12 protein-coding genes and 1 tRNA gene are annotated in these 15,767 nt (G+C 74.9%); 4 read left to right on the forward strand and 9 right to left on the reverse strand.

Features of this window, described 5'->3' with window-relative positions; genetic code table 11:
• Window positions 1-76 precede the first annotated feature (76 nt).
• The 3 genes from IEV86_RS10370 to IEV86_RS10380 all read left to right on the forward strand — a co-directional run bounded on the left by IEV86_RS10370 (window position 77) and on the right by IEV86_RS10380 (window position 8,171).
• Window positions 77-166: transfer RNA gene (locus IEV86_RS10370), tRNA-Ser, on the forward strand.
• A 185-nt stretch (window positions 167-351) separates the two neighbouring features.
• Complete coding sequence (locus tag IEV86_RS10375) at window positions 352-5,433, forward strand: 2-oxoacid:acceptor oxidoreductase family protein (protein WP_081978736.1); 5,082 nt, start codon at window positions 352-354, stop codon at window positions 5,431-5,433.
• A complete protein-coding gene (locus tag IEV86_RS10380; protein ID WP_152605653.1) occupies window positions 5,430-8,171 on the forward strand; it encodes a sulfide/dihydroorotate dehydrogenase-like FAD/NAD-binding protein in 2,742 nt (913 codons plus the stop codon). The genes IEV86_RS10375 and IEV86_RS10380 overlap by 4 nt, the downstream gene beginning before the upstream one ends.
• Before the next feature lie 31 nt (window positions 8,172-8,202).
• On the opposite strand, the gene IEV86_RS10385 is transcribed toward IEV86_RS10380, so the two are convergent.
• The 5 genes from IEV86_RS10385 to IEV86_RS10405 form a co-directional block, all read right to left on the reverse strand.
• Window positions 8,203-8,451 carry a hypothetical protein gene (locus IEV86_RS10385; protein ID WP_043606729.1) on the reverse strand — a complete coding sequence of 83 codons (249 nt, stop codon included), beginning with the start codon at window positions 8,449-8,451 and terminating at the stop codon, window positions 8,203-8,205.
• A gap of 88 nt (window positions 8,452-8,539) precedes the next feature.
• Entirely contained in the window at window positions 8,540-8,986 is a 447-nt protein-coding gene (locus IEV86_RS10390) for a YgaP family membrane protein (protein WP_043606731.1), read from the reverse strand.
• Between the two features lie 34 nt (window positions 8,987-9,020).
• A complete protein-coding gene (locus tag IEV86_RS10395; RefSeq protein WP_043606734.1) occupies window positions 9,021-9,416 on the reverse strand; it encodes a DUF302 domain-containing protein in 396 nt (131 codons plus the stop codon).
• Between the two features lie 33 nt (window positions 9,417-9,449).
• A complete protein-coding gene (trxA, locus tag IEV86_RS10400) occupies window positions 9,450-9,827 on the reverse strand; it encodes a thioredoxin (protein ID WP_043606736.1) in 378 nt (125 codons plus the stop codon).
• A gap of 222 nt (window positions 9,828-10,049) precedes the next feature.
• Entirely contained in the window at window positions 10,050-10,427 is a 378-nt protein-coding gene (locus IEV86_RS10405) for a rhodanese-like domain-containing protein (RefSeq protein ID WP_188484660.1), read from the reverse strand.
• Between the two features lie 239 nt (window positions 10,428-10,666).
• Between IEV86_RS10405 and IEV86_RS10410 the strand changes: the two genes are divergently transcribed.
• Window positions 10,667-12,799 (forward strand): copper-translocating P-type ATPase, encoded by a 2,133-nt coding sequence (locus tag IEV86_RS10410; RefSeq protein WP_043608396.1) that lies wholly within the window; start codon window positions 10,667-10,669, stop codon window positions 12,797-12,799.
• Between the two features lie 88 nt (window positions 12,800-12,887).
• Here the strand turns inward: IEV86_RS10410 and IEV86_RS10415 are convergent, their stop codons facing one another.
• The 4 genes from IEV86_RS10415 to IEV86_RS10430 form a co-directional block, all read right to left on the reverse strand.
• Window positions 12,888-13,514, reverse strand: coding sequence for a DUF305 domain-containing protein (locus tag IEV86_RS10415; RefSeq protein ID WP_043608421.1), 627 nt, complete (start codon window positions 13,512-13,514; stop codon window positions 12,888-12,890).
• Window positions 13,515-13,757: 243 nt separating this feature from the next.
• The gene (locus IEV86_RS10420) at window positions 13,758-14,369 is read right to left on the reverse strand and encodes a peroxiredoxin family protein (protein ID WP_043608398.1); all 612 of its coding nucleotides are present in this window, start codon (window positions 14,367-14,369) and stop codon (window positions 13,758-13,760) included.
• On the reverse strand, window positions 14,366-15,370 hold the full coding sequence (locus IEV86_RS10425) for a cytochrome c biogenesis CcdA family protein (RefSeq protein ID WP_043608401.1): 1,005 nt from the start codon (window positions 15,368-15,370) through the stop codon (window positions 14,366-14,368). The genes IEV86_RS10420 and IEV86_RS10425 overlap by 4 nt, the downstream gene beginning before the upstream one ends.
• Window positions 15,370-15,651, reverse strand: coding sequence for a thioredoxin domain-containing protein (locus tag IEV86_RS10430; RefSeq protein ID WP_043608403.1), 282 nt, complete (start codon window positions 15,649-15,651; stop codon window positions 15,370-15,372). Before IEV86_RS10430 ends, IEV86_RS10425 begins: the two co-directional genes overlap by 1 nt.
• Window positions 15,652-15,767 lie beyond the last annotated feature (116 nt).

Raw genomic sequence — 15,767 nt, forward strand, 5'->3', positions numbered from 1 at the left:
GGTGACGAGGGTCACCGGGGCCCCTGCGCTGCCCGATTGGGAGCGCGGCGTGCCGACCGGCTATCCTCACGGGCGAGGTAGCGTGTCCGAGCGGCCTAAGGAGCACGCCTCGAAAGCGTGTGTGGGTGAAAGTCCACCGTGGGTTCAAATCCCACCGCTACCGCCACCCGACGTCCACGGACGTCGAGCCGAAGGACCCGGACCCCGTGGGGCCGGGTCCTTCGTCGTTCGTCGGGGTCCGGCCGCACCCCAGCCCGCCCGAACCGGGACCAAAGCCGCATCCCCGACGCCGATCGCGGACCTAGCCTGCAGGTGTCCCTCGGGGGCGTGGTCGCGATGACGAGGTCGGCGATGACACAGCGCGCGCAGGTCCTGACCAACGACCCGGCGCACGCGCCGGAGCCGTCCGCACCGGCGCCCGGAGCCGCCCCACCGCGCTACCCGGGCGTGCCGACCGTCGTGCACGGCAACGGCGCCGTCGCGCACGTCATGACGCAGGTCTGCGGAGGTGTCATCGGCTACCCGATCACGCCGTCGACCGAGATCGCCGAGCTGTTCGAGGCCGCGCGCGCCGAGGGCGCCCTGAACGTGTGGGGCCGCCACCCGTTCTTCGTCGAGGCCGAGGGTGAGCACTCCGCGCAGAGCGGCGCGCTCGGTGCGGCGCTGACCGGCGGGCACTTCGTGTCCAACGCGTCGTCGAGCCAGGGCGTGCTCTACGCGATGGAGTCGCACGTCGTCACGGTCGGCAAGAAGATCGGCGGCTTCGTCCTGCAGGTCGCGGCGCGCGTCGTGTCGCGGCACTCGCTCAACGTGATGGCCGGGCACGACGACGTGTACGCGCTCCTGCCGGCCGGCTACACGATCCTCTTCGGCTCCGACCCGCAGGAGGCCGCCGACCTCGCCGCGATCGCGTACCGCACGTCGTCGCTGTCGCTCGTGCCCGTCGCCAACGCCATGGACGGGTTCGCGACGAGCCACGTCATGAGCGAGGTGCGCCTGCCCGAGCCCGAGCTGCTCAAGGAGTACCTGGGTGACCCCGCGGGCCGCATCCCGGCGCCGACCGTCGCGCAGGAGGTCCTGCTCGGCGCGCGCGGCCGCGTGTTCCAGCTCGAGCGGTTCCTCGACCGGCACGCCGACGACGTCCCGCCCGCCGACCTCTCCGCGCTCCGCGGGCACCTCGCGGCTGCGGCCGACGCGGTCGAGGCCGACGACGACGGCGCCCTGGCCGACGACACGGGCCGCTGGCTGCCCGAGGAGCTCCGGGGGCCCTGGCGTCGCCAGTGGCGCGGGGCGTGGCGCAAGGGGACCCGCCAGCTCGTGCCCGCGCTCGTCGACGTCCACGACCCGGGCGTCACGGGTCCCGTGCAGAACCAGCCGGACTTCCAGGCCGGTGCCGTCGACCACCGCACGCACTTCGCGAGCGAGGTCCCGCGGCTCGTCCGGCAGGCGATGGCCGAGTACACCGCGCTCACCGGCCGCACCTACGCGCCCGTCCGCACCTACGGTCCCGACGACGCCGACCTCGCCGTCGTCGGCATGGGCTCCGTGACCGACGACGTCCGCGCGGTGCTGCCCCACCTCGAGGCCCGGGGCCTGCGCGTGCGCGTCGTGTCCGTGAAGCTCCTCCAGCCGTTCCCCGAGGACGAGGTGGTCGAGGCGCTGCGCGGTGCGACCGCCGTCACGGTGCTCGAGCGCTCGGAGGACACCGCGCTCACGCGGCTCGTCACGCAGGCGCTCTTCCGCGCGCACCTCTCCCCGCGCCTGACGACGGCGATCTTCGGGCTCGGCGGGCACGACCTCCAGCCGCGGCACACGATCGCGATGGTCCGCCGCATGGCCGCGGGCGGGACCCCGCCGCTCCTCTACCTCGGCTCGCAGCTCTTCTCGACCGACCCGCCGCCGCACGTCGCCGAGCTCCAGGAGCGCCTGCGCGACGCCTACCCGGAGACGGAGGCGATGGCGCTCACGACCGAGCCCAACCCGCCGCTCCTGCCGCCGTCGGCGTTGCGCGTGCGGTTCCACTCCGTGGGCGGCTACGGCACGGTCGCGACCGGCAAGCTGCTCACGCAGCTGCTCTCCGGGCTGCTCGGCATGCACCCGAAGGCCGCGCCGAAGTACGGGTCGGAGAAGAGCGGTGCGCCGACGAGCTTCTCGATCACGCTGAGCCCCGAGCCGGTCCTGCTGACCAACGCCGAGCTCGAGGACGTCGAGGTCGTCGTCTCGCCGGACCACAAGGCGTTCGTCCACACGAACCCGCTCAAGGGCCTGGTCCCGGGCGGCACGTTCCTGCTCCAGTCGGACCTGCCGCCGCTCGCCGTCTGGCGCGACCTGCCGGCGTACGCGCGACGGACCATCCGCGAGCGCCGGATCCGCTTCCTCGTCGTCGACGCGTTCGCCGTCGCGACGCGGCACGCCCCCACGCCCGAGCTCGAGACGCGCATGATGGGGATGGCGTTCATCGGCGCCGTCGTCGGTCACGTCGACCGGGTGTCCGGTGGCGCGAGCCCCGAGGTGGTCCTCGAGCGGGTGCGCGAGCGGATCGTCGCGAAGTTCGGCGCGAAGGGCGACGCGGTCGTCGAGGCGAACACGGCCGTGATCCGCGACGGCGCCGCCGCGACGGTCCCCGTCGAGTACGACGACCCGGCGTTCCTCGCGGTCGAGTCCGAGCCGGCGCGGCCGCGCACGCGGACCGCTGCGTTGTCGGCGTCGATGTGCCCGGCGGTGGCCGACCCGCGCCCGAGCGCGCTGTTCGACCCGGGGTACTTCGACGACGTCGTCGGGCGCCCGTTCCGCGAGGGGACGATCGGCGAGGCGCCGGTCCTGCCCGGGACCGGGATGTTCATGCCCGTCGGCACGGGGGCCGCGCGCGACAAGGGCGTGTTCCGGCGGACCGTGCCGGTGTTCGACCCGACGAGCTGCACGGGCTGCCTCGAGTGCGCGCTCGTCTGCCCCGACGTCGCGATCCCGAACACGGTGCACGAGGTCCACGACCTCCTGCTCACCGCGATCGCGCGGGTCGACGCGACCGAGCCGCAGCGCGACGCGCTGCGCGCCCAGGTGCCGACGTGGTCCGCGCGCGTGCGCGAGCTGTACCGCGGTGACCGGACCGAGCGGCCGTTCGCCGACGTCGTCGCGGACGCGGCGTCCGTGCTCGACGCGCCGTCGCCCACCACCGCCCGGCTCGTCGGTGCCGTCGTCGGGGCGGTCGCGGCGTACCCCGTCGCGCGCACGCGTCCCTTCTTCGACGCCCCCGAGCGGACGACGCCGGGCACGGGCGGGCTGTTCGCCGCGACGGTCGACCCGTGGAAGTGCACGGGCTGCCTGCAGTGCGTCGAGGTGTGCGGCCCGGGTGCGCTCGGCGCGCAGGACCAGATGCCCGACCTCCTCACGATGCTCGAGGACCGCTTCGAGACCATGACGCACCTGCCGAACACGCCGCGCAGGTTCCTCGACGGCGCGACGACGTCCGACGGCGACCTCAAGCGCGTCGTCCTCGACCACACGTGCTACTACGCGACCACGGGCGGGCACGGCGCGTGCCGCGGGTGCGGCGAGGTCACCGCGATCCGGCTCGTCACGTCGCTGAGCCGCGCGCTGGGCGACCAGCGCCGCGTCGCGCGCACGCACGAGCTCACCGACCTCCTGACGCGCCTCGCCGCCAAGCGGGACGCGCTCGCGGACGACGACGAGCGGCGCGCGCACCTCGCCGCGGTGACGGCCGAGCTCGAGCGCCGCCTGTACCTCGACGAGGGCGGGCCGACGGGCCACGGGCCGGCGCCCACCGTGGTCGCCAACTCGACCGGCTGCAGCAGCGTCTACGCGTCGACGCTGCCGTTCACGCCGTACCTCGACCCGTGGGTCAACAGCCTGTTCCAGGACGCGCAGCCGCTCGCCGCGGGGCTCTTCGAGGGGATCGCGGCGCACGTCGTCCCCGAGGTGCGCGCGCTGCGCGAGGCGCGCCTCGAGCTCGACGACGCGTACGACCCCGCGGTGCACGGCCCGGCGCTGCGCACGCTCTCGTGGCGCGACTTCACCGACGACGAGCTCGGGCTGCTGCCGACCGTCCTCACCGTCGGTGGCGACGGCGCGAGCTACGACATCGGCTTCGGCGCGATGTCGCGCGTCCTCACCGGCGGCACGCCGGTCAAGATGCTGGTGCTCGACACGGGCGCCTACTCGAACACGGGCGGCCAGGCGTCGACGGCGAGCTTCACGGGCCAGGACGCCGACCTCGCGCGGGTGGGGCGCGCGCACCTCGGCAAGTCCGAGCGCCGCAAGGAGCTCGCGCTGCTCGCCGCGCTGCACCCCGACGTCTTCGCGTGCGTCACCGCGACGGCGCTGCACGGTCACTTCCTGCGCACCGCCCTGCGGATGATCGAGCACCCCGGACCCGCCGTGATGGACGTCTACACGCCGTGCGGCACCGAGAACGGCGTCGCCGAGGACCAGTCCCACGCGCGGTCCCGGCTCGCGGTCGAGAGCCGGATGAGCCCGGTCCTCGTGCACGACCCGCGCCAGGGCGAGACGCTCGCCGAGCGCCTCTCGCTCGACGGCAACCCCGACGTCGACAGCACGTGGACGACGACGACGCTCGCGTACGTCGACGACGCGGGCGCGCCGCAGGTGCTCACGACGACCCTCACGCCCGCGCACTTCGCCCTCGGTGAGGGGCGGTTCCGCAAGCAGTTCCGCCCGCTGCGCGCCGACGAGGCCGACGCGGCGGTCCCGGTCGAGGAGTACGTCGAGCTGACCGCCGAGGCGCGCGAGGGTCGCGTCCCCGTCGTGCTCGCGACCGACGCCGAGCGGCACCTCGTCCGGGTCGCGTGCTCGCCGCAGGTCGTCGCGCTCGTCGAGGACCGGCGTCGGCACTGGCACCTGCTGCAGCACCTCGCGGGCCGGCACGTCGTCGCGCTCACCGCGCGTCACCGCGAGGAGGTCGACGCGCTCACCGCGCGCTACGAGGAGGCCGCCCGCCTGCGTGAGACGTCCCTCGACGACATGGCGCGCGTCATGGCGGACCTCGCCGTCGCGAGCGGTGCGCCCACGGCGTCGGGCGGGGTGTCGGGCGGGGTGTCCGGCGGGGTGTCCGGCGTCGTGCCGGGCCTCGTCCCCGGCGGTGCCACCGTCGGCCCCGCCCTGCACGCGGGCGGGGTCGGTTCGCCCGACGGGCTCGTCGCCCCGGCGCCGGCGGTCGCCGTCGACGAGGCGCCGATCCGGCTGGACCCCGCGGACCAGGCCCTGTGCAACGACTGCGGCACGTGCTACCAGGAGCTCCCGCAGCTCTTCGAGCGCGTCACCGCCGTCGTCGACGGCGAGGTGCGCTCGGTCGCGCGCCTGCGTCCCGGGGCGCTCGACCACCTCGAGGTCACGCCCGACGTGGCGCGGCGGATCGCGCGCGTGAAGGCGACGTGCGATGCGGAGATCATCCGATGAGCACCCCGATGAGCACGGCGACGGAGTCCCAGGCCGAGCTCGTCCGACGGCGCCTCGCCGCGGAGCCCGGGGCGTTCCGCGACCTGTTCGTCGCGGACGGGATGCACGCCGTCGCGTGGGAGTTCCACCAGCCCGAGCTGAGCGAGGCGTTCGTCCGGGCGCTGTGGGCGGGTCTGCTGCGGCAGGACGACGCGAGCACGGTGCTCATGCGGTTCCTGTGGGACCTGCCGCTGGGGAAGAAGCGGCTGTTCGTGCGCGGCGTCGACCGGCACCTGTCCGACCGGTACCCGATGCTCGCGGGGCTGTCGGAGGGCTGGCCCGCGGCGCGCCGCATCCCGCCGTACGTCCGCGCCGCCGAGGACCGGTCGGCGGACTTCGGCGTCGTCGACCAGGGCTTCCTCGGGTACCTCGGGCAGGGGTTCACGCTCGCCGAGGTGGACCTTCTCGTCTGGCTCGAGGTGCTGCGCGACAAGCAGTGCGCCGAGCGGCCGTGCGAGCTGGGTGCGCTCGTCGCGGGCACCGACGAGCGCACCGGGGGCTGCCCCGTGCGCGTCCGCATCCCCGAGGTGCTGGAGCTGGTCGGCACGGGCCGGTTCGACGACGCGCTCGGCCTCCTCGAGGAGTGCAACCCGCTGCCCGGCGTGACGGGCCGCGTGTGCCCGCAGGAGAAGCAGTGCCAGGGCGTGTGCCTGCTCAAGACGCCGATGTCGGTGGGTCAGGTCGAGCGCTACCTGCCCGACCGGGCGCGCGTCGTCGACCCTGGACGTGCCGCGCGGACGCTCGCGGGCGCACCCGACCCGTGGGTGGTCGCGACCCGGCCGCCGGTCGCCATAGTCGGCTCGGGCCCGTCGGGGCTGATCAACGCCTACCTGCTCGCGGCCGCCGGGTTCCCCGTGACGGTGCTCGAGGCGTTCCCGGCGCTCGGCGGCGTGCTGCGGTACGGCATCCCCGAGTTCCGGCTGCCGAAGGACCTGGTCGACGACGTCGTCGAGCGGATCCGGCTGCTCGGCGGGCGGTTCGTGCAGGACGTCGTCGTCGGGCGGACCGTGACCGTGCAGGGGCTGCGTGACGCGGGGTTCTGGCGCGTGTTCGTCGGGACGGGTGCGGGCCTGCCGCGCTTCATGGGGATCCCGGGGGAGGACCTGCTCGACGTCATGTCCGCGAACGAGCTGCTCACGCGGGTCAACCTCATGCAGGGGCTGCGGGACGGGCACGAGACACCCGTGCCCGACGTCGCCGGCCGGCACGTGCTCGTCGTCGGCGGCGGGAACACCGCGATGGACGCCGCCCGCACCGCGCGCCGCATGGGCGGCGACGTGACGGTCGTGTACCGGCGCACGCGCGCCGAGATGCCCGCACGAGTCGAGGAGCTCGAGCACGCGCTCGAGGAGGGCGTCCGGCTGCTGCCGCTGAGGTCGCCGACGGAGCTCGTGGGCGACCCGGCCACGGGGCGCGTGACCGCGGCGACGCTCGACGTCATGGAGCTCGGCGAGCCCGACGCGTCCGGCCGTCGTCGTCCCGTCCCGACCGGCCGCACCGAGACGGTCGCCGCGGACCTCGTCGTCATGGCGCTCGGCAACGCCGCCAACCCGGTGCTCACGGGCTCCGAGCCGCGGCTGCACACGTCGCGTCACGGCACGATCGACCTCGACCGCGCGGGGTCGCAGGAGACGACGCTGCCCGGCGTCTACAGCGGGGGCGACGCGACCCGCGGCGGGTCGACGGCGATCAACGCCGCGGGGGACGGGCGGGCCGCGGCGCGCGAGATCGCCGCCGCTGTGGACCTCGACGCGGACGCGGTGCGGCGCGCGGTCGCGTCGGCGCGGCGGTTCACCGACCTCGCGTCCGTCGCGCCGACCCTGGTCGCGCGCACCGACCTCGCGCCCGGCATCGTCGAGCTCGAGGTGCGGGCACCGCTCGTGGCGCGGGCGGCGCGGGCGGGGCAGTTCGTGCGGGTCCTTCCGCAGCCCGACGGCGAGCTCGTCCCGCTGACGCTCGCCGACTGGGACGCGACGGCCGGGACGGTGACCCTCGTCGTGCAGGGCGTGGGCACGAGCACGGCGGGACTCGTCGCGACGGCGGTCGGCGCGGCGCTCGCGGGCGTCGCCGGCCCGCTCGGGTGCCCGAGCCGCGTGGAGCGGCACGACGACGACACGACGGTCGTGCTCGTCGCGGGCGGGCTCGGGCTGCCGCCCGCGTACCCCATCGCGCGCGAGCACCTGCGGGCTGGCAACCACGTCACGCTCGTCGCGGGGTTCCGCGACGCCGCGCACGTGTTCTGGGACCGGCCCGACGAGCGCGTCGCGCTGCTCGGTGCGGGTGCCCCGGGCCGGTTCGACGTCGTGTGGGCGACCGACGACGGGAGCGCGGGGGTCGCCGGACCCGTGACCGGCCCGCTCGAGGGCGTCCTCGAGGCCGCTCGGACCGGCTCGGGGCGTCGTGTGGCCGAGGTCGTCACGGTCGGCCCGCCGCGCATGATGCGTGCGGTCGCCGACCTGACCCGGCGGTACGGCGCCCCGTGCGTCGCGAGCCTCAACTCCGTCATGGTCGACGGGACGGGCATGTGCGGCGCGTGCATGGTCCCCGTCGTCGTCGACGGCGTCCGGGAGCGGCGGCACGCGTGCATCGACGGCCCGGAGATGGACGCGCACGCGGTCGACTGGGACCGCTACCTGCCGCGCTTCGGCCAGTGGCGCGAGCAGGAGCGACGCAGCGCCGTGGCGCACGGGCTCGCGTGACGCCCGCGGGGGACCGCGGGCCGTGGAGCCGCTACGGGCGGTAGCCCTCGACCGCCTCGCGCACGACGGCGTCCGCGCGCCGCTGTACCTCGGACGCCTGCGGGGCAGGACCGCCCTGCGCCGCGTCCCACGCCGCCGCGAGGGCGGCGCGCGCCTGGTCGGGTGTCGCGGTCGGCACGCCCTCGAGGACGGCGGGCACGAGCCAGTCGACGTCGAGCGTCCCGCCGGGCGGTCCGAACACGCGCTCGCCGCTCACCCAGTCGGTCGGTCCGTGCGTCATGCCGTCATCGTCCGCCCGGGACGCCCCGTGCGCGCGCCGGGGGCGCGCACGGTGGCGGGGCGTCGGGTCCTGCAGGACCGTCAAGCCGTCAGGCCGTCGGGACGTCGGACGGCGAGCGGAGGTCGCCGCGGAGCAGGCGGAGCTGCGTGCGCTCGGCGTCGATCTCGCGCTGCGTGCGGAAGCCGAGCCGGCGCAGCACCGGCAGCGGCGGGCACCAGCCCTGGAGGCCGTGCTGGAGGAGGAAGCCGGCGACGACGGCCGGCGGGACGAGCCACCAGCTGCGCGTCCGGACCGCCGCCGTGAGGGTCGACACCAGGATGAGCGTCGAGGCGTTCACCTCGAGGGCGCGCTCGACGTCCCACTCGCGGTCCAGCTGCGCGAGGTGCTCGTCCAGGTCGGCGCGGGGGGCGCCGGCGAGGTGGGCCACGCGGTCGGCCGCCGTGCGGTCGATCTCCGCCTGGACCTCGTCGTCGGTGTGCGCGCGGACCCGGTCACCGGGTGTCGCGGTCGTCGCCTGCGGGTGCTGCTCGCTCATCGTCTGCCTCCCTGCGTCGTCGACGGGTGGTGCGTCAGTGCGCGGTGAGCTGGTCGAGCGCGGCGCGGAGCCGGGTGCCGGCGTCCTGCGCGACGCCGGCGAGCCCGTCGTTGCCGGTGACGCCGACCATGACGTCCGGGTCGAGCGCCTCCACGATCGTGCGCCCGTCGTCCAGCGCGCGCACGACGACGTTGCAGGGCAGCAGCAGCCCGATGCTCGCCTCCGCCTGGAGGGCGCGGTGCGCGAGCGGCGGGTTGCAGGCCCCGAGCACGACCTGAGGAGCGACGTCCACGTCGAGCTTCGCCTTGAGCGTCGCGGCGAGGTCGAACTCGGTGAGGACGCCGAAGCCCTGCGTCCCGAGCGCCTCACGCACCGCGGCGAGGGTCGCCTCGAAGGGTCGGTCGACGGTGGTCGAGATGCCGTACGTCATGGTCGGTCCTTCCGTGGCGTGCGTCGGGTGGTGTCAGTGCCCCGCGTGCTGCGTCTCGTGCTCGGCGATCTGGCGGCGGACGTCGTCCATGTCGAGCTCCTTGACCGCGGTGATGATCTGCTCGAGGGCCTGCGCGGGCAGCGCACCCGGCTCGTTGTAGACCATGACGCCCTCGCGGAAGACCATGAGGGTCGGGATGGACGAGATGCCGGCCTGCGCGGACAGGGCCTGCTCGGCCTCGGTGTCGACCTTGCCGAAGACGACGTCGGGGTGCATCTCGGACGCCTTCTCGAACACGGGCGCGAACATGCGGCACGGGCCGCACCACGCGGCCCAGAAGTCGACGAGGACGATGTCGTTCTCCTCGACGGTCTGCATGAACGTCGCGCCGGTCAGGGTGGTGGTGGCCATGGGTTCCTCTCGGTCGTTGAATACCCTCCGGGGTATACAACGTACGGCTGGCGGCGGTATTCCGCGCGGGGTCTCGGGTCCCCCCTGGTCGAGGTAAGAGTTCGCGTCGGCGAGTCGCGCGACTCGCCGACGCGAACCCTGATCTCGACGGAGCGGGGGTGCGGGTGGGGTGCGGGTGGGGGTGTGGGTGGGGGTGCGGGGGTAGGTGGTGTGGGGTGCGGGTCAGCGGCGGACGGTGCCGCCGGCGGCCTGCCAGGCGCCGATGCCGCCCGAGAGGCTCGTCGCCTGGAAGCCCGCGGCGCGCAGCTGCTTGGCTGCGGTGCGCGAGCGCATCCCGGACGCGCACATGACGACGACGGGCGTCTCGGCGCGCAGGCGGCGCGACGCCTTGTCGAGCTCGCCGAGCGGCGCGTGGACCGCCTGCGGCGCGTGCCCCGTCTTCCACTCGCTGCGCTCGCGGACGTCGATCAGCGCCGCGCCGTCACGGACCAGCTCGATCGCGCGGGCTGCGTCGACCGTCGTCGGCAGGCCGCCGTCGTCGTCACCGCGGCCGAGGAGCCGGCGCAGGCGGCCGAGGAGGGTCGTGTCGGGGGTGGGCATGGGGCGGGCCTCCGGGGGTCGCTGGGGGTGGGTGGGTGCGCGCCGTGTCGTCGGCTGCGGTACGACGATACCCCCGGGGGTATCCGCCATGCGAGTCCACCGTGGTTCCGCGGCGCCGACGGCCGACGGGCCGGGTCGATGAAGACTCGATGAAGGCGCGTGCGATCGGGAAGCGTCGGGCGGGCGGCGGTGTTCAGCACGACATACCCCGGCGGGGTATCCGAGAGGAGCTGAGGACGATGAGCCACCACACCGAGCACACGGGCCGGGCGGCCGAGCAGCGCGGCCCGCGAGCCGCCGAGGCGGCGCCGCACGGAGGCCACGGCGACCACGGTGACCACGGAGGCCACGGAGGCCACGGCGCCGCTGTCCAGCACGCGGGTCACGGCAACGCGGGTCACGGGGACCACGCGGCGCGCTTCCGCGACCGGTTCTGGCTGAGCCTCGTGCTCGCGGTCCCGGTCGTCCTGTTCAGCGAGATGTTCGCCCACCTCCTCGGCTACGTGCCGCCCGCGTTCCCCGGCTCGACGTGGGTGTCACCCGTGCTCGGGACCGTGGTCTACCTCTACGGCGGGTGGCCCTTCCTCACGGGCGCGCTCGTCGAGGCGCGGTCCCGCCGCCCCGGGATGATGCTCCTCGTCTCGCTCGCGATCACCGTCGCGTTCCTCGCCTCGTGGGCGACCACGCTCGGCGCGGCCACCGGCCTCGACTTCTGGTGGGAGCTCGCGCTCCTCGTCGTGATCATGCTGCTCGGGCACTGGCTCGAGATGCGTGCGCTCGGCGCCGCGTCCGGTGCGCTCGACGCGCTCGCCGCCCTCCTGCCCGACCTCGCCGAGGTGGTCACCGACGGCGGCACGACCGAGGTGCCGCTCGACCGGCTCCGCACGGGCGACGTCGTCCTGGTCCGGGCCGGTGGCCGGGTCCCCGCCGACGGCGTCGTCGTCGACGGCAGCGCGCACGTCGACGAGGCGATGATCACGGGCGAGTCCAAGGCCGTCCGCCGGGCGGTCGGCGACACCGTGGTCGGCGGCACCGTCTCGACCGACTCGACGCTGCGCGTGCGCGTGACGGCGATCGGCGCCGACACCGCGCTCGCGGGCATCCAGCGCCTGGTCGCGGACGCGCAGGCGTCGGCGTCACGCGCGCAGGCGCTCGCGGACCGCGCTGCGGGCTTCCTGTTCTGGTTCGCGCTCGCGGCCGGAGTGCTCACGTTCGCCGCGTGGGCCGCCCTCGGTGACATGCCCGACGCCGTCGAGCGCACCGTGACGGTCCTCGTGATCGCGTGCCCCCACGCGCTCGGCCTCGCCATCCCGCTCGTCATCGCGATCTCGACCGAGCGCGCCGCGCGCGCCGGGCTGCTGGTCAAGGACCGCCTCGCCCTCGAGCGCATGCGCACGGTCGACACGGTCCTGTTCGACAAGACCGGCACCCTCACGGTCGGCCGCCCGACGGTCACCGACGTCGCGGGCGCGGACGGCTGGGACGACGACGTCGTCCTGGGTCTCGCGGCCGCGGTCGAGGCGGACAGCGAGCACCCGGTCGCGCGGGCCGTCGTCCGGGCCGGCGAGCGCGTCGCCCACCCGGTCGCGACGGGTCTGGAGACCCTCGCGGGGCGTGGTGTGCGCGCCGAGGTCGAGGGCCGCACCGTGCACGTCGGCGGGCCCGCCCTGCTCGCCGAGCTCGGGGTCGCGGCACCGGAGGCGCTCGACGTCGTGACCGCCCCGTGGGCCGCCCGGGGCGCGTCGGTGCTGCACGTCGTGCGCGACGGTGCGGTGGTCGGTGCGCTCGCGGTGCAGGACGCCATCCGTCCCGAGTCGCGCGAGGCCGTCGCGGCCCTGCGTCGTCGCGGCGTCCAGGTCGCGATGGTCACGGGCGACGCGCGCAACGTCGCCGAGGCGGTCGCGGCCGACCTGGGGATCGACGAGGTGTTCGCGCAGGTCCTGCCGGCCGACAAGCACGCGAAGGTCGCCGAGCTCCAGGCGCGCGGCCGTCGTGTCGCCGCCGTGGGCGACGGCCTCAACGACAGCCCGGCCCTCGCGGCGGCCGACGTCGGCATCGCGATCGGGGCGGGCACGGACGTCGCGGTCGAGTCGGCGGGCGTCGTGCTCGCGTCGGACGACCCGCGCGGGGTCGTCGCGGCGATCGAGCTGTCGCGGGCGTCCTATCGCAAGATGTGGCAGAACCTCGCCTGGGCCACGGGCTACAACCTCGTGGCGATCCCGCTCGCGGCGGGCGTCCTCGCATGGGCCGGGTTCGTGCTCTCGCCCGCGGTGGGTGCGGTGCTCATGAGCGCCTCGACCGTCGTCGTCGCGCTCAACGCGCAGCTCCTGCGCCGGCTCGACCTGGACCCCGCCCGCGTCGCGGCCCGCTGAGGCCGACGACGACGGCGCCGCTCGACGACGCACGGAGGGCCGCCGCGGATCGCGGCGGCCCTCCGTGCTGCTCCGGGTGAGCGCGCGGTCACAGGCCCTCGAGCATCTCCTCCATCTCGGCGATCTCCGCCCTCTGGTCCTCGATGATCGTCTCGCTCAGCTCGAGCGCCTCGGGGTTGACGCCATCCTCGAGGTGCTCCTCCGCCATCTCGATCGCGCCACGGTGGTGCGCGGCCATGAGGTCGAGGAAGCTCCGGTCGAAGTCGGTGCCCTCGAGCTCGGACAGGGAGCCCATGGCCTCGTCCTGGTCCATGCCCTCCATGTCCATGCCGCCGTGGTCCATGCCGGACATGTCGGCGTCGCCCGCCGGGTCCTCGCCCCACGCGTCGAGCCAGTCGGACATGAGCTCGATCTCGGGGCCCTGCGCGGCCGAGATCCGCTCGGCCAGGGCGACGACGTCGGGCGACTCCGCCCGCTCGACCGCGAGGTCGGCCATCTCGACCGCACCCTCGTGGTGGATGATCATCATCTGCGCGAACTGGGTGTCCGCGTCGTTGTGCTCGGTCGCCGCGGCGTCCGAGCCGGCCTGCGCGTCCTGCGACGAGGACGTCGACGCGGGCGCCTCGTCGGCGTCGCCCGCGCAGGCGGTCAGGGTGGCGGCCAGCGCCAGGGCGCTCGCGGTCGCGGCGAGCCGTCGGCGGGTGGTGGTCGTCATGTGGTTCTCCCAGGAGGTGGTGGGTGCGCGGCCGGTGCCGTGAGTCCACGGCACCGGCCGGTCCGGTGTCAGGGTGCCGCGGTGGTGGAGCAGCAGCCGTCGGTGCGCGTCGCGCCTGCGCCGCAGCAGCCGTCGGACGTGGTCGTCGTGGTGTCGCTGGTCTGCGTGGTCGCGCTCGTCGTGTCGCGGCAACAGCCCATGGTGCACTCCTCGGTCGGGGTGGTCGAACGGTGGGGTCGGTGGTCAGAGCCGGCTGGTGACCTCCTCGAGGAGGGCGGACGGGGCGAGCCACATCGACGGGTAGCTGCCCTGCCAGAGCTGGTCGCCGTCGGGGTCGACGAGCACGAAGCCGTGACCCGGCAGCCCCTCGTGCATGCCCGTGCCGAGCGTCCCGTACGCCTCGGAGACCGTGCCGTCGTCGAGCAGGAACGGCGCCTCGACGCCCAGGCGCTCGCGGTCGGCGTTGATCTGGTCCGCGGTGTTCATGACGATCGGCAGCACGGTGATCCCGGCCTCGGCGAACGCCGGGTCCTTCTCGATCTCGGCCATCTGGACCAGGCACGAGTCGCAGCCGGCGCCCTCGTTGAAGTAGAGGACGACGGGCTCGCCGCGGAAGTCCGAGAGCGAGACGGTCCCTCCCTCGGACGTGGGGAGCGTGAAGTCGGGGGCCCGGCCCGTGGCCTCGGTCGTCGTCGGGCGTGAGGTGAGGAGCCCGACGGCGACGAGGACGCCGACGACGACGAGGCCGACGAGCCACGCGACCGCGCCGAGGCGCTGGCGCCGTCCGTCGGGAGCGGGTGGGGGCGCGGCGGGCTCCTGCGCGGCGAGGCGGCGGGTGGCGGATCCGGAGGTCATGACGTCGTCTCTTCCGTGCGCGGGGTGGCGTGGCAGGAGGGGGTCGGTGCGTCGTCGGTCGGAGCCGACGTCGTGTCGGTGGTGGCCGTCGTGGCCGTCGTGGCCGTCGTGGTCCGTGCCGCGGCCGCGCCACCTCCCGGCCGGCGGCGGTCGACGAGGGTCGCCAGGACGAAGACCGCTGCGACCACGAGCAGCGCCACGGCCTGGAGCGGCTCGGGCACGGGGGCGAGGACGTCCTGGACGCCAGCGAACACGTCCGTCAGCGCGCGGCTCGCGGAGTCCTGGAACGCGCTGCCGCCCGTCATGTCGGTGCTGCCGGCGAGCGCGATGACGGCGACGCCCATGATCGCGAAGCCCACCGCGACCGCCACGTTGACCGTGTTGGTCACGAGCGTCCGGCCGGCGACGCCGAGACGGACCGGCCTGGCGCGGAGCAGGCCGCGCTCGCCGAGCCGCGCGCGGTCCCACACGAGCGCCATGACGAAGAGCGGGAACACCATGCCGAACACGTACGCGAGCCCCAGCGCGAGACCGCCGACCGCCGAGCCGGACAGCACCGACAGCGTCATGACGCCGGCGAGCACGGGCGCACAGCACGACGACGCGATGCCCGAGAAGACGCCGAGGGCGAAGAAGCTCGCGGTGTCGCCGCGCGTGGTGTCGGGCGCGCGCACGAACGACGGCAGCGACCACATGCGTCCCGAGAGCGCGAGGCCGGCGAGGGCGATCATGAGGAGCCCGCCCGCCCAGTACAGGGGCGCGTGGTAGCGGGCGATCGCGCCGGCCAGCAGCCCCATCCCGAGCGTGATCGGGACGAGCACCACCGCGAGCCCCGCGGCGAACACGAACGTCAGCGGCAGGAGCCGCCAGCGCGCGTTCTTCACCGCACCCGCGAGGTACGACGGCGCGAGGAACACGATGCAGCAGGGCGCGAAGAGCGCGACACCCCCCGCGAAGAACGCGGCGAGGATGCTGCCGGTGGCGAGCAGCTCGCTGCCCATCAGGCACCGACCGCCGTCGTCGCCGTGCGGGCGGCGAGCGCCTTGGCGAGCTTGCGGCGCGGGAGCCGGCCCGAGGAGAAGAAGTCGCCGTCGAGCAGGACGAGCGGGTTCATCGCGGGCCGGTGCTCGGCGACGAGCGCACGACCCTCGTCGGTCCCGACATCGACCAGGCGGATGCTGAGCGGCACCTCGCGGGCGAGGTCGGCGAGCGCCTGCTCCGCGTCGTGGCAGAAGTGGCACGCGGGGGACTGCACGACGGTGACGACGGGCGGGGTGGGCATCGGGCGCTCCTCGGCTGGGCTGACACCACAGGTTCGGCAGTGCGCCCCGAAGCGACGACCGACGTCCGGTCAAGGTTCGATGAAGCCCGCGGCGTCCGGCTCCGCACCGGCCCGGG

Origin of the sequence: Cellulomonas carbonis, from assembly GCF_014636275.1 — a bacterium.
GTDB lineage: Bacteria > Actinomycetota > Actinomycetes > Actinomycetales > Cellulomonadaceae > Actinotalea > Actinotalea carbonis.

Excerpts from the sequence above, each read along its gene's own strand:
- IEV86_RS10375 (WP_081978736.1), top strand. The coding sequence starts at position 352 with ATGACACAGCGCGCGCAGGTCCTGACCAACGACCCGGCGCACGCGCCG.
- IEV86_RS10380 (WP_152605653.1), top strand. The coding sequence starts at position 5,430 with ATGAGCACCCCGATGAGCACGGCGACGGAGTCCCAGGCCGAGCTCGTC.
- IEV86_RS10385 (WP_043606729.1), bottom strand. The coding sequence starts at position 8,451 with ATGACGCACGGACCGACCGACTGGGTGAGCGGCGAGCGCGTGTTCGGA.
- IEV86_RS10390 (WP_043606731.1), bottom strand. The coding sequence starts at position 8,986 with ATGAGCGAGCAGCACCCGCAGGCGACGACCGCGACACCCGGTGACCGG.
- IEV86_RS10395 (WP_043606734.1), bottom strand. The coding sequence starts at position 9,416 with ATGACGTACGGCATCTCGACCACCGTCGACCGACCCTTCGAGGCGACC.
- trxA (WP_043606736.1), bottom strand. The coding sequence starts at position 9,827 with ATGGCCACCACCACCCTGACCGGCGCGACGTTCATGCAGACCGTCGAG.
- IEV86_RS10405 (WP_188484660.1), bottom strand. The coding sequence starts at position 10,427 with ATGCCCACCCCCGACACGACCCTCCTCGGCCGCCTGCGCCGGCTCCTC.
- IEV86_RS10410 (WP_043608396.1), top strand. The coding sequence starts at position 10,667 with ATGAGCCACCACACCGAGCACACGGGCCGGGCGGCCGAGCAGCGCGGC.
- IEV86_RS10415 (WP_043608421.1), bottom strand. The coding sequence starts at position 13,514 with ATGACGACCACCACCCGCCGACGGCTCGCCGCGACCGCGAGCGCCCTG.
- IEV86_RS10420 (WP_043608398.1), bottom strand. The coding sequence starts at position 14,369 with ATGACCTCCGGATCCGCCACCCGCCGCCTCGCCGCGCAGGAGCCCGCC.
- IEV86_RS10425 (WP_043608401.1), bottom strand. The coding sequence starts at position 15,370 with ATGGGCAGCGAGCTGCTCGCCACCGGCAGCATCCTCGCCGCGTTCTTC.
- IEV86_RS10430 (WP_043608403.1), bottom strand. The coding sequence starts at position 15,651 with ATGCCCACCCCGCCCGTCGTCACCGTCGTGCAGTCCCCCGCGTGCCAC.